The 13314-nt window shown below is 71.4% G+C and carries 7 protein-coding genes; 1 reads left to right on the plus strand and 6 read right to left on the minus strand.

The genetic code is table 11. The features are described from left to right. Positions 1-14: 14 nt before the first annotated feature. From treY to DQ384_RS13320, 6 genes are all read right to left on the minus strand, one after another. Positions 15-2267, minus strand: coding sequence for a malto-oligosyltrehalose synthase (gene treY / locus DQ384_RS13295; RefSeq protein ID WP_245966446.1), 2253 nt, complete (start codon positions 2265-2267; stop codon positions 15-17). 37 nt (positions 2268-2304) lie between these two features. Beyond that, the gene (gene glgX / locus DQ384_RS13300; protein ID WP_181871180.1) at positions 2305-4410 is read right to left on the minus strand and encodes a glycogen debranching protein GlgX; all 2106 of its coding nucleotides are present in this window, start codon (positions 4408-4410) and stop codon (positions 2305-2307) included. 250 nt (positions 4411-4660) lie between these two features. Next, entirely contained in the window at positions 4661-7963 is a 3303-nt protein-coding gene (locus DQ384_RS13305; RefSeq protein WP_114029060.1) for an ATP-binding protein, read from the minus strand. Between the two features lie 163 nt (positions 7964-8126). Beyond that, complete coding sequence (locus DQ384_RS13310; protein WP_181871181.1) at positions 8127-9791, minus strand: glycosyl hydrolase family 8; 1665 nt, start codon at positions 9789-9791, stop codon at positions 8127-8129. A gap of 351 nt (positions 9792-10142) precedes the next feature. Continuing rightward, positions 10143-11366, minus strand: coding sequence for an acyltransferase family protein (locus DQ384_RS13315; RefSeq protein WP_181871182.1), 1224 nt, complete (start codon positions 11364-11366; stop codon positions 10143-10145). A gap of 303 nt (positions 11367-11669) precedes the next feature. After that, positions 11670-11978, minus strand: coding sequence for a hypothetical protein (locus DQ384_RS13320; protein ID WP_114029062.1), 309 nt, complete (start codon positions 11976-11978; stop codon positions 11670-11672). Positions 11979-12463: 485 nt separating this feature from the next. Here DQ384_RS13320 and DQ384_RS13325 point away from each other — a divergent pair, with 485 nt between their 5' ends. Further along, positions 12464-13312 carry a helix-turn-helix domain-containing protein gene (locus tag DQ384_RS13325; protein WP_114029063.1) on the plus strand — a complete coding sequence of 283 codons (849 nt, stop codon included), beginning with the start codon at positions 12464-12466 and terminating at the stop codon, positions 13310-13312. Positions 13313-13314 lie beyond the last annotated feature (2 nt).

Genomic DNA, 13314 nt, shown 5'->3' on the forward strand with positions numbered 1-13314 from the left:
GGAAAGCGCGCGATCTACTCTCTTTCCAGCAGGGCCACGGGATAACGCGCCAGCAGGTGAGCGTACGGGATGCGTCCGGTGTGCGGGACGCCGGTGAGGACGTCGCGCCAGCGCCCCCGCGGCAGGCCGATCGGCTCGCAGCCCCAGCCGCCGCGCCGCTCCAGCCCCGCGGGCAAGCGGGTGGCCACCACCACGGCGCGGTCTCCCCGGGCGAACGCGACGGCGTGCTCGGAGCCGGGCCCGTCCTCGCCGGTGTCCAGCGGGACGTACGGCAGGTCGGGGCCGAGCCTGGCGCGCAACCGAAGCGCCGACCGGGTGACCAGCAGCTTGGCGGCGTCCCAGCTGTCGCCCCCCTGGGAGGCGAGCAGCGAGCGCCGGTAGGCGTAGTCGACCGGGCGCCGGTTGTCCGGATCGACGAGCGAGAAGTCGGTGGTCTCGCAGCCCTGGTAGACGTCGGGGACGCCCGGCATCATGAGCTGGACGAGCTTCTGGCCGAGGGAGTTGCACCGCGCGTACCGGTCGAGCCGCTCGGTGAACGCCGCGACCGAGGGCCCGCACACCTCGATCGCCCGAGCCGCGAAGTCGCGGACGCCCTGCTCGTAGGCCGGGTCGGGGTTCATCCACGAGATCGAGGTCTTGGCCTCGCGCGCGGCCTTGGCCAGGTAGTCGGCGAAGCGCTCCGTGCTGATCGGCCAGGCGGCCATGAGGTTCTGCCAGGCGAGGTAGTCGAGCTTGGGGTCGAAGGACACCTGGGACGACCACTCGGCGACCGCGTCCGCCCACTCGGCGGGCAGCTCCGACAGGACGGCCAGGCGCGCCCGCACGTCCTCGGACCGCTTGGTGTCGTGCGTCGAGAGCGTGGTCATGGTGTACGGCGCCATGCCCTCGCAGTAGCGGTGGAACCGCTCGGGGGTCACGCCGAACCGGTCGGGCTCGCCGCCGACCTCGTTGAGGCAGGCCAGCGGGTACCAGCGGTACAGGGCGGTGTCCTCGACGCCCTTGGCCATGACCGGCCCGCAGGTCTGCTGGAAGCGGGTGACCGTCTCGGGCGGGCCGTACAGGACCAGGTCGGCGGCCTTGGCGACGGCCTCAGGCTCGGCGCGCGGCGAGGCGGCCTCGACGGCCGCGCGGATCAGCCGCAGCGTCTCCTCCGGGGGCTCCTCCCCGGGCACGGCGTACGCGCGGTAGACGGGCATCGCGGCGAGCAGCTCGACCATCGCCTCGCGCAGCTCGGGCACGTCCCGAGTGAGGCGGTCGACCTCGCCGGTGAAGAACTCGGCCAGGACCTGCTTCTTCGCCTCGTAGCGGACGGTCTCGTAGTCGGCGGGGAAGCCGGTGTGCCGGACGAAGGCGTCCAGCAGCGGCCCCTCCCCCGCGGGGTCCACGAACAGCCGGGTCACCATGTTCAGCGCGTCGTAGCCGGTGGTGCCGTCGCACGCCCAGTCGTCCGGCAGCCGCTCGTCCTCGATGAGGATCTTCTCGGCGACCGTCCACACCGGGGCGCGCTCGCGCAGGCGGGCGAGGTAGCCGCGCGGGTCGGCCAGCCCGTCGGGGTGGTCGACCCGCAGGCCGGTGACCAGGCCCTCGGCCACCAGCCGCAGGATCACCTCGTGCGTGGCCTCGAACACCTCCGGGTCCTCGGCGCGCAGCCCGATCAGCGAGCACACGTCGAAGAACCGGCGGTACCCCGGGGCCTCCCGCCAGGACGCCAGCCGGTAGTACTGGTCGGCGAGCCGCCCGTCCCCGCCGGGGCGCAGCGGGAACGCGTGGTCGTGGTAGCGCAGCACGCCGCCGTCCGCGACCACCTCGGTCTCGGGGTCGGCGTCGGAGGCGAGGACGGGCATCGCCATCTTGCCGTCGGCCCAGTCGATGTCGAACCACCGCGCCGAGGCGGCCCCCGGCCCGTCGCGCAGCACGTCCCACAACTGCGCGTTCCCCGACTCGGGGACCGGGATGGTCATGTGGTTCGGCACGATGTCGGCCACGATCGGCAGGCCCCGGGAGGCCAGCTCGCGCAGCCCCGCGAGGCCCCCGAACTCCTCCCGGACGCGCGAGTGGTCGGTGACGTCGTACCCGTGCTGCGACGACGGCACCGCCTGCAGGATCGGCGACAGGTACAGGTGGCTCACGCCGAGCTCGGCGAGGTACCCCGCGAGCTCGGCGGCCTCCGCGAACCCGAACGCCGGGGTGAGCTGCAGTCGGTACGTCGCCGTGGGCGCCCCCTTGGCCGACCCTGCGCGCTGGGGGGGCTTCACGGATTCGGTCACGTCATTCCTTCCGGGGTCTCTGGCGGACGCGGGCCGGTCAGGCGCGGCGCAGCACGCGGACCGAACGGCCCGCCACCGGCACCTCGTCCCCCGCGCGGTACAGCCGCGAATCGACGGAGATCGGCACCGCGGTGTCGATCTCGGGCACCCACACCTCGCCGAAGTCCTTGGGGATCGAGAACTTGATGGTCTCGTGGTGGGCGTTGAACATCAGCAGGAACGAGTCGTCGACGATACGGCGCCCCCGCCGGTCGGGCTCGGTGATGGCCTCGCCGTTGAGGAAGACGGCCAGCGACTTGGCGTACCCGTTGTGCCAGTCGGCGTCGGTCATCTCGAAGCCCGCGGGGGTGAGCCAGGCGATGTCGGTCAGGTCGTCGCCGGACCCGCGCACCGCGCGCCCGAAGAAGAACCTGCGGCGCCGGAACACCGGGTGGTCGCGCCGGAGCCGGGCGAGCCGCTGGGTGAACTCCAGCAGCAGCCAGTTCTCGCGGACGTCGGACCAGTCGACCCAGCTGATCGCGTTGTCCTGGCAGTAGGCGTTGTTGTTGCCGCCCTGCGTGCGCCCGAGCTCGTCGCCGTGCGAGAGCATCGGCACGCCCTGCGACAGGAACAGCGTGGCCAGGAAGTTGCGCTTCTGCTGCTCGCGCAACGCCTCGATGGCGACGCCGGCCGGGCCCTCCTCACCGCAGTTCCAGGACCGGTTGTCGTCCGTGCCGTCGCGGTTGCCCTCGCCGTTGGCCTCGTTGTGCTTGTCGTTGTAGGAGACCAGGTCGCGGAGCGTGAAGCCGTCGTGACAGGTCACGAAGTTGATGGACGCGGCGGGACGGCGGCTGTCGTCCTGGTAGAGGTCGCTGGAGCCGGTGAGCCGCGAGGCGAACTCCGGCAGCGCGGCCGGCTCGCCGCGCCACATGTCGCGGATCGTGTCCCGGTAGCGGCCGTTCCACTCGGTCCAGCGGGGCGGGAAGTTGCCGACCTGGTAGCCGCCGGGGCCGACGTCCCAGGGCTCGGCGATGAGCTTGACCTGGCTGAGCACCGGGTCCTGCTGGACGAGGTCGAAGAACGCCGACAGGCGGTCGACCTCGTGCAGCTCGCGGGCGAGCGTGGCCGCGAGGTCGAACCGGAAGCCGTCCACGTGCATCTCGATGACCCAGTAGCGGAGCGAGTCCATGATCAACTGAAGCGTGTGCGGCGAGCGCATCAGCAGGCTGTTGCCGGTGCCGGTCGTGTCCATGTAGTAGCGCTGGTCGTCGTCCACGAGCCGGTAGTACGCCTCGTTGTCGATGCCGCGCATGCTCAGCGTCGGCCCGAGGTGGTTGCCCTCGGCCGTGTGGTTGTAGACGACGTCGAGGATGACCTCGATGTTCGCCTCGTGCAGCGCCTTCACCATCGCCTTGAACTCCAGCACCTGCCCGCCCAGCTCACCGGAGCTGGAGTAGGCGTTGTGCGGCGCGAAGAAGCCGATGGTGTTGTAGCCCCAGTAGTTGCTGAGGCCGCGCTGCTGGAGCGTGTCGTCGGTGACGAACTGGTGCACCGGCATCAGCTCGACCGCCGTGACCCCGAGCCCGGTCAGATGGTCGATGATCTCGGGGTGCCCGAGCGCGGCGTACGTGCCGCGGATGCGCTCGGGGATGCGGGGATGCTGGATGGTCAGCCCGCGGACGTGCGCCTCGTAGATGACCGTGTCGTGGTACGGCGTCGCGGGCGGCCGGTCGTGCCCCCAGCCGAAGAACGGGTTGACCACGACGGACTTCGGCACATAGGGCGCCGAGTCGGTGTCCTCACGGCTGTCGGGGTCGCCGAAGCGGTAGCCGTACACGGCCTGGTCCCACTTCACGCCGCCCTCGATGGCCTTGGCGTACGGATCCAGCAGCAGCTTGTTGGGGTTGCAGCGGTGCCCCCGCGCCGGGTCGTACGGGCCGTGGACGCGGTAGCCGTACCGCTGCCCGGGGCCTATGCCCGGGAGGTACCCGTGCCAGACGAACGCCTCGGTCTCGGTGAGCTCAACCCTTTCCTCCTTGCCGTTGTCGTCGAACAGGCAGAGCTCAACGCGCTCGCCCACCTCTGTGTACAGCGCGAAGTTCGTTCCCGCGCCGTCGTATGTAGCCCCGAGCGGATAGGGGTCGCCGGGCCAAGTTTCGATCATGTCACCACCCGGATAGGGATTTGCCCCCATGTTCCCCGACCATGCGCGGGCGCGCAGCCGTGTGCGCGGATCACTTGCCTGAGACCGACGTTGTGCACTTCTGCCCGAGCACCCTTCCGGAACGGAGCCCCACGGCGACGGCGCACCTCGGCGACGTCCGCGGCCCGTTCCCGCGACCGGGCCGCCCATGTCAGGCTACTCGACCGGCCCCTATCCGGCCTCCCCGGACACCCGCGCGGTAACAGAATGGTCACATAGGGCGATCGGCGCCGCTCCGCGCCCCGGCGGCCTCGTCCGGAGCGGCGTCGCCGGTGATCCCGGCGAGCAGGGCGCGCGCGGGCGCCTCGTACACCACCGCGCCCGTCCTTCGCGCGAAGTCCAGCGCCTCGCGCAGGTGCCGCCCGGCCGAGGCGTGGTCCCCGAGCGCGAGGGCGAGCCGCCCGAGGCACAGCTCGGCCAGCGACCAGCCGATGACGCCCTCCTTGCCCTCCAGGCGGTCGCGCAGCGCGCGGGAGGCGGCGGCGTCCCCCGTGGCCAGGCACAGCTCGCTCAGCGCGTCGAGGACGAAACGGTAGAACAGGTCATGGCGGACGGCGGCGAACCCGTCCGCGGCCAGTTCCGCGAGCGTCGCGCGCACCTCCCCTGTGTCGCGGGCCAGGTCGAGCGAACCCAGGTCGAGCAGGGCCAGGCAGCGCACGAGCCGCCAGCTCAGGTCGTCCGGCCGTTCGGCGAGAGTCCGTACGGCCAGGTCGAGCGCGTCCGCCGGCCGGCCGCGCAGCCGCAGCACCAGCGCCTCGAACAGCCGTGCCCGCGCGTCGGGGTCGCCCCGGCCGAGCGCGCCCTCGGGGTGGGCGAGCGCGGACTCCCCCGCCGCGGCCAGCGCCTCGTCGAAACGGCCGCGCAGGTAGGCGGTGACGGCCGTCTGCCAGGCGGCGAGGCCCAGCATGGCGGGCTGGCGCAGCCGCCGTGCGGTCTGCCGCAGCCAGGCCAGCACCGCCTCGGCGCCGTCGAAGTCGCCCCGCCAGAGCCGGGCGATGCAGTCGGCCTCGCGTCCGAGCCACTCGTACGGCAGGTCGCCGGTCCCGGCCCCCAGCTCGACGATCTCGTCGATGAGGGCCTGGCGCGCGGGCGGGTCGCCGTCGCCGCGCGACACGATCTCCTGGGCGACCAGCGCCCGCAGCAGCGCCCGCCCGTCTCCCGCCTCCCTGGCCTCGCGGACGGCCCGCGCGGCCAGGGCGCCGCTCTCTCCGTGGCCGCGCCCGTAGTACCCGGCCACGGCCAGCGCGGCCCGCAGCTGCGGCGCCCAGGAGGAGCCGGCGGGCGCGGCGTCCAGCACCCGTTCCAGGCGCGCGGTGAAGCCGCCGAGCCCGGACCACTCCTCGTAGGTCAGCCAGTAGATGAGGTCGGACAGGCCGAGGGCCGCGCGGGCGAGCCTGTCGGCGTCGCCCAGCCGTTCGGCGATCTCGGCGGCCTCGTCCAGCGTGACGCGCACGGCCGTGCTCATCCCCGCCACGGCCTGGGCCTCCGCCAGCTCCAGCAGCAGGTCGCAGCGCAGCCGTGGGTCGTCCACCGGGAGCCGCCGGGTCAGCCGGACGGCGTGCTCCAGGTGCTCGGCCGCGTCCTCGTAGGCGAACTGGCCCATGGCGTGCGCCGCCGCCCGGCGGGAGTACCGGACGGCCTCGGCGGCCATCCCCGCGAGCACCACCCCCTCCCGCGCGTGGTGGGCGATCTCGGCCGGGGTCGCGTCGCCGCGCCGCTCCAGCACCGCCGCCACCCTGGCGTGCAGCCGCCGCCTGCGCATGGGCGCCAGCCCGGCGCGCAACACGTCCCGGACGATGTCGTGCACGAAGCGGTACGCCACCGGCGGCCCGGGGCTCTCGGCGAGCAGACGCGCCTGGACGGCCGCGTCCAGCACGTCCAGCACGTGCTCGCGGGGCACGTCCACGCGGTCGGCGAGCACGTCGAGCAGCACCTCCAGACCGGCCTCGCGGCCGAGCAGCGCGGCGGCGGTCAGCACGACGCCGGTGTGCTCGGGCAGCGCGCCGATCCTGCCCATCACGACGTCGGAGACGGCCTCGGGGGCGGGGGCGCCGTCGTCCAGGCGCACGACCTCGCCGAGGAAGAACGGGTTGCCGTCGGTCAGCCTGGCCATCTCGCCGGCGAGGGCGGGGTCGGCCCCGGCGCGGCCGAGGTACTCGGCGATGGCGTCCTCGCGCAGGCCGCGCAGCGTGACGCGGCGGACGTGCGGCAGCCGCATGAGCTCGGCGAGCGGCCTCGCCAGCGCCTGAGCGGCCTCGGTGTCGCGGTAGGTCGCCACGACGGTGAGCCCCGGGCACGACCGGGTGGTGGCCAGGAAGGACAGCAGGCCGAGGGAGGAGGGGTCGGCCCACTGGAGGTCGTCCAGCACCACCAGTGGACGGTCGTGCTCGTTCAGCAGCCGCGCGACCGCCTCGTACAGCGTGACGCCCCGCGCCGCGCCCGCGAGCTGCGCCAGCTCGCCGTCACGGCCGGTCAGCTCGCGCACGGCCTGCGCCCACGGCCAGAACGGCGGGGCGCCGCTGCCGTCCCAGCACCGGCCGAACGCCACCGCGCGCCCGGCGGCCCCGGCCGTGCGCGCGGCCTGCTCGGCGAGGCTGGTCTTGCCGATGCCCGGCTCCCCCGCGACCAGAACGACCCGGTGGCCGGGGTCGGACACGGCCTCGGCCAGCAGCGCCGACTCGCGCTCCCGGCCGAGCAGCGGGGACGTCGCCGGTGCGGGCGAGGCGGCCCGCACGGTGGCGGTGGTCCTCGGGGTGAGGGCCGGGTCCTGGGCGAGAATGGCGCGTTCCATGGCCTGCGAGGGCGGGTCGGGGTCCAGGCCGAGCTCGTCCACCAGCAGCCGCCTGCCCTCGGCCAGCATCGCCAGCGCGTCGGCCTGCCGTCCCGCCTGGTACAGCGCGTGCGCGGCCAGGCGGCGGGTCCGCTCGCGCAGCGGCGCCGCCGCGACCAGCCGGGTCAGCTCGGGCGCCAGCGCGGCCCCGAGGCCCAGCCCGAGGTCCGCCTCGGCGGCGTCCTCGACCAGCGTCAGCCGCATCTCGCCGAGGTGGGCGATCTCGTCGCGCGCCCAGGGGTCGTCCTCGAAGCCGGAAAGAGGGTCGCCGCGCCACTCGGCGAGGGCGCCGCGCAGCTCGCGCCCGGCGGCGGGCAGGTCGCCGCGCGCGAGCAGCCGGGCTCCCTCGGCGGCGCGCGAGCGGGCCCGGCCGAGGTCCACGGTGTGCGCCGGCACCTCCAGGGCGTAGCCGCCGGGCCTGCTCACCAGGATGGTCGGCGGCACGGCCCGCGGGCGTCCGGGTTCGAAGACGCGGCGCAGCTTGGAGACGTACGCCTGCACGGTGTTGAGCGCGCCCGGCGGCGGGCCGTCCTCCCAGATGGCGTCGATGAGCCTGCCGGGGCTCACCGGCCGCGGCGCGGCGAGCAGGCACAGCGCGAGGACGGACCGCTGCTGGTGCGGCCCGAGCTCCAGGGGCTCGCCGCCGCCGATGACGCATACGGGACCGAGTAGGCGGAACTCCACGATGCCCCCACGGACGAGCCTGTACGAATGCGCTGATATTACGCGCGGGGGGCTGCCGCGACGCGGTTCCTGCCGTACGCGCGGAGAGCCGCCCGGACGCTGAGATCTCCGGGCGGCTCTCGCCGGGCCGGGGTGGGGACGTCCCCCGGCGCGCGGGTGAGGGTCAGGGCACCCAGTAGTTGCCGCTGGCGGTGATCATCACCTGCAGCTGGATGCTGGTCGAGTAGTAGTCGGAGGAGGTGAAGGGGGTGTTGAGCATCTTGGTCCAGAGCGCGTCGAGCCACGCCTGGCTGCCGGGGTCGGTCATCGCGGTGACCGCGAACGGCGCGAAGAACGCCGGCTCGCTGCCGCTGCCGATCTGCGTCCCGTTCAGCGCGTAACCGACCGCGATGTTGTTCGGGTCGCCGCCCGTCTTGGCCTTGATCCAGGTGTTCAGCTTGCGCGCCGAGGCGAGCGAGGCGGAGTCGCCGCTGGTCACGGCGTCGGCGCCGATCCGCCACGGGTCACGGCAGGCGTTCCAGAAGTACTTGCCGTCGTTGGGGTCCTCCAGCACCTGGCCGGGCGCGGGCTTCGGCGCGGTGTTGGTGTTGACCACGAAGTCGGCGAGCAGGCCGGTCGAGGAGGCGTAGGTGGCCTGCTGGGAGGTGATCAGGTTCTGGTGGTTGGTCCTGATCGTGTCCCACGTGCCGTCGCCGGTCGCCTTCTTGAAGGCGCGGAAGTGGTCGATCAGCCAGTCGGACGACCGGCTGATGTAGTAGTACTGGTCGCCGGAGCCGGTCCAGTCGCCGAGCAGCATCAGACGGGTGGACGCGTTCACCTCGCTGGCCTTGATGGCGTTGATGTGCTTGATCGCGAGGTCCTTGTAGTTGTAGGTCCCCGTGCTGCCCCACTGCCTGTCGGCCAGCAGCAGGCCGTAGGCCACGTCGAGGTCGCCGTCGGTGGCCGAGTCCGAGCCGTTGACGCTGCGGCAGGAGGTGTCCTGCTCGGCCGCCAGCAGGTTGGGGTTGTTGACCGACGGGTGCGCCAGCATGTACTTGACCATGCCGTCGAAGGCGGTCTTGGCGTTCGGGTCGGCCCCGGCCATCGTCGCCAGGATCACCATGCCATAGCCCTGGCCCTCGGCGACGTACGGGTGGTCGGCGTCGGGCGAGATGACCTCGTACCAGCCGTTTCCGCAGTTCTGCTTGAGGAAGGCGGCCTTCCACTTGTTGTAGTACGTGATCACGGCCTGGTCGAGCGTGGCCTGCGCCCCGGACGGCCTGAGGATGCCGGAGGCGTAGGGGATGAGATGGCTGCCGAAGGGGACGGCCGGGCCGCCACCGCCGCCGGTTCCGGTGGTCACGGTCAGGTAGTCGAGGTTGGGGTTGCCGTTCGCGGTGGTGGCGGTGGCACGGACCGTGTTGGTCCCGGCGTTGAGCGTGGCGGTCAGTGTGCCGTCGGCCCAGGTGTCCCAGGAGCCGGTGCCGTTGAACGCCTTGGCGGAGGCGACGACGGTCCCGTTCACGCTGATGTTCATCGGGCGGTTGGCGGTCGTGCCGTTGGCGTAGCGCAGGACCAGGGTCGCGACGCCGGCGTTCGGCGCGGGGACCGTCCACTCGGTGTAGCTGCCGGCGGCGTTGTCGCCGTTGACGAACCCGGTGCCGGAGTACCCGGCGTGGTTCGACTCGACCACGCCCTGTGAGATCGCGGCGTTCTCGGCCTCGTACTTGCTCGTGTCCGCGGAGGCGCCGGTCCTCGCCGAGGCGACGAGCGCCAAGGCGAGCGCGGCGACGAGGGTGGTGGCGACGCGGGCGGGGCGGGACATGCCCATGTATCCCTGTACCTTCATACGTCCTCTCCCTAGGGGGGTGTTCGGGCGAGAAATGAGGAGAACGGGAGAGTTAAGAAAGCTTCTTAACTATCTTTGACCATAGGAACACCGTCGTTTGGCCGGAGTCAAGCACCTGCGGCCCGGCAATCCGCGAGACTTGTCCGCGCAGTTCAAAGCAGCAACAAGCCCCCGGTACGGCCTGGCCGTACCGGGTCAGCCCTCTACCGGGACCGAAAGCCGCACGATCCCGGGCAGGCACGTCGGCCAGGCGGCCGAGGTCGCGGCTCGTCCCCTCCCTGGTGATGTGCGCGTGTGGCGATCCTGGCGGTGCCGCCCGCCGCGAGCGCGGCCCGGAGTTCGCAGGCCGGTTCAGGCGGCAGGTGAGCCGGTTGCGCCGGGGACGGCTGGACACGGCTCCCGCCTGGTCATCTCACCGGAGGATCCTCCTCCTGAGACAAGACGCTTGGCCAGCCTCTGCGCCGGCGCCTCCACGAAACGCCATGTCAGCGCACTAAGCCCGAACAACAACCCCACCACTGCCGCCAGGGCGAGCAGACGCAGCCCCAGCGGCACGGCCAAGGGCTTGGGCCAGAACCGCTCGACACTTTCCAACAGCAGCGGATGGAGCAGGTACAGCGAGTAGCTGACGAGCCCCAGCCAGGCCGGCCCCCGTGGCACGTTACGGTGCCGCAGGGCCATCCCGGCGACGAACGTGACCCAGGCCGCCGCTATCGCCGCCTGAAGGCCGAACTCCCCGGTCGCCAGCCATACCCCGGCCAGCGGCACCAGGGCCACCCACCCCGCCTGCCTCCAGGAGATCTCGCCCCGCTCAGCGCGATACAGCACCGTACCGGCGAACATGGTGGCAAGGATCAACAAGCCCCGCCCGGGACCGGGGAAATTCTGGTTGACCGCCAGCAGCGCGAGCACGGTGACCGCGATGACGATCGCGCCCGCCTGTCGCACTACACCCGAACCGGCCAGCACCGCCACCAGACCCGCCGCTATCAGGACGGCCACCCCCAGCACGACCGTCAGCATCCGCCAGGATCCGCCGGCCGAAAGTAAGGCGACCGGCAGCGTCCCCGCGCCCAGTACCGCCGCCACGGCGAAAGTGAGCGCGCTCGCGGTGCTCCTCCGCAGGATGCCAAGAGCGAACATCGCGGTGACCAACAGATAGAACGCCATCTCGTACGAGAGCGTCCACAGCACATTCACCAGGTTCGGCACGTACAGCAGGTTCTGCAGCATCGTCAGATGAGCCACCGCCATTACCATCGGCCGCGTACTCCACCAGATATGCAGACCGTCCCAGCCAGCCAGCATGAGCAGTACCACACCGACCACGCACACACCGCACAACGGATACAACCGGAGGAAACGAGAGATCCAGAAGTCACGCAGACTATCTCGCCGTTCCAGCGAAGCCGGTATGATATAGCCGCTGACCAAGAAGAACACCGTCACCCCGTACCAGCCCGGTTCGAAAACCGCCTTCACCGGCTGTCTTATCTCGGGTAACAGGAACTTGAACGAGTGCTCGAGGACGACCGCCATAGCGGCGATGCCGCGTAGAGCGTCCAGCCAGGCCATGCGCCGTCCCGACCGCTGCCCCCCCGTGGGGTTACCAAGCATCCGGCGATCTTAGCGATCACGGCCAGAAACTTCACCCTTACTAACAAAAAGGTCCACACCGCCTTTGACCGGTGGACTTAAGCGAGATTCCCACCGAATAGGGCAGAGCCCACGGACGCCACCGTCGATCACCGTGGTCCATCGCACGATGACACGCGAGGGCAAGTTGAGCCGCGAAAGCCGACGGGCACCGTCGTTCGCAGAATTCGGTTCCGGTTCACGTTGATCCGATACCGAGGACCCAAATCACTTGGGTCGCGCTCAAGCGGTCCTGCGGCGCTGTGGCGGCTCGCAGAAGTTGAGCAGGCCGTCCCCCTTGCAGGTGCGGCACGCGTGGCCGCCCTCCCCCTTGCCTTCGCCCCCGCAGGTGGAACAGGCGACCACCCGGTCGAACCGGGGGTCGCGGTAGCTGTGCCGGGTCCGCCGGCGGCTGATCGCCCAGCCCTGCACCAGCGCGAACCCGTCGATCTCGGCGAACAGCGCGTCACTGAGCTCCCAATGCCGGGCCAGTGCCTGGGCGCGGATGAGCGTCCACAGGTTGGCCCTGACCCCGGCGGGACCGACGTTCATGGAGGATCGTCCTCTCGCTCCCTGATGTTCGGGTGGCTTCCGAGGCCGGAACGGTGCCCCACCACCGGCCCGGCCGTGACACGGCGCCGTTGACGCGGCGCCCCGACCCCGCGCCCGCCCGGCGCGGTCTCCCCGTCCCGTAGGGAGGCGCCGCGCGCGAGGGTCCGGCTCACCGGGCGACGTCTGCTCCGTTAGGGGCTAACCTTCTGTTTACCCTGGTTCGTGCTAAAGGCAACCGCCGATGGCAATTGCCAGCAAAGACTCCCCTGTTCGATACCTTTGGCGTTCCGCGCGTGCCAATACGGTGGCCAATACGCTGGACTGGTACCACGTAGGACCGCTGTGGGCCGCTGTCGCCCGTGATGGGCGTCGCGGCCGTCGCCCGGCCCCGCCTGCCGCGTCCCCGCTTCGCCACGACCCGGGAAGCACGCGGCGGACGCCCGCGCCGGCGCGACGTCAGGAACAACAGGAAGAGGTGAGCGCCGGTGGCCGGAGCCAACCCGACCCTGCGGCGCCGCCAGCTCGCCACGCGCCTGCGCGAGCTCCGCAAGGCCGCCCGGCTGAGCATCGAGGACGTCGCCCACAGCCTGGAGTGCTCGCCCGCCAAGATCAGCCGCATCGAGACGGCGCGGCGCGGCGTAATCCCGCGCGACGTCCGCGACCTGTGCCAGATCTACGGCGCCGGCCAGGCCGAGACCGAAGCCCTCATGCGCATGGCCCGCGAGGCCCGCCAGCCGGGCTGGTGGCAGACCTACGACGACCCGGACTTCCGCCTGTACATAGGGCTGGAGGCGGAGGCGTCGTCGATAACCGTTTACGACACCTGCGCGGTGCCGGGAATACTGCAGACCTCCGACTACGCGCGGGCGATAATCCGGGCCGTTCTTCCCGAGATCGAGGAAAGCGTTCTGCTGCATCGCGTCGAGACGCGCATGAAGCGGCAGCAACTGCTACGGCAGCCGGCTCCCCCTCATCACCTGGTGATTCTCGACGAATCGGTCCTGCACCGCCCCGTCGGAGGTCCGGGCGTCATGCACGACCAGTTGACGCACGTCATCAAATGGTCCGAGCTCGCGCACGTGACCATTCGCGTCGTCCCTTTCAGCGTCGGAGCGCACATGGGATTCAACAGCGCATTCACACTGCTGGAAATGGACGATCCCAGCGTGTCGGACGTCGCCTACGTCGAGTCCATCACCAGGGCCGACTACCTGGAGAAGCCGACGGAGTTGGCGGTCTGCCGGGAGGCCATCCGGCAACTGAAGAGCCTGGCATTGGATCCCGAGGCGTCGGCGGCGCGTATCGCCGAAGTAAACCAGAACTACGCTACTTGATC

Origin of the sequence: Sphaerisporangium album (assembly GCF_003323745.1) — a bacterium.
Taxonomy (GTDB): domain Bacteria; phylum Actinomycetota; class Actinomycetes; order Streptosporangiales; family Streptosporangiaceae; genus Sphaerisporangium; species Sphaerisporangium album.

What these genes read in the sequence shown, in the direction of transcription:
- glgX (WP_181871180.1), bottom strand. Translation starts at nt 4,410, where the DNA reads ATGATCGAAACTTGGCCCGGCGACCCCTATCCGCTCGGGGCTACATAC.
- DQ384_RS13310 (WP_181871181.1), bottom strand. Translation starts at nt 9,791, where the DNA reads ATGAAGGTACAGGGATACATGGGCATGTCCCGCCCCGCCCGCGTCGCC.
- DQ384_RS13315 (WP_181871182.1), bottom strand. Translation starts at nt 11,366, where the DNA reads ATGGCCTGGCTGGACGCTCTACGCGGCATCGCCGCTATGGCGGTCGTC.
- DQ384_RS13320 (WP_114029062.1), bottom strand. Translation starts at nt 11,978, where the DNA reads ATGAACGTCGGTCCCGCCGGGGTCAGGGCCAACCTGTGGACGCTCATC.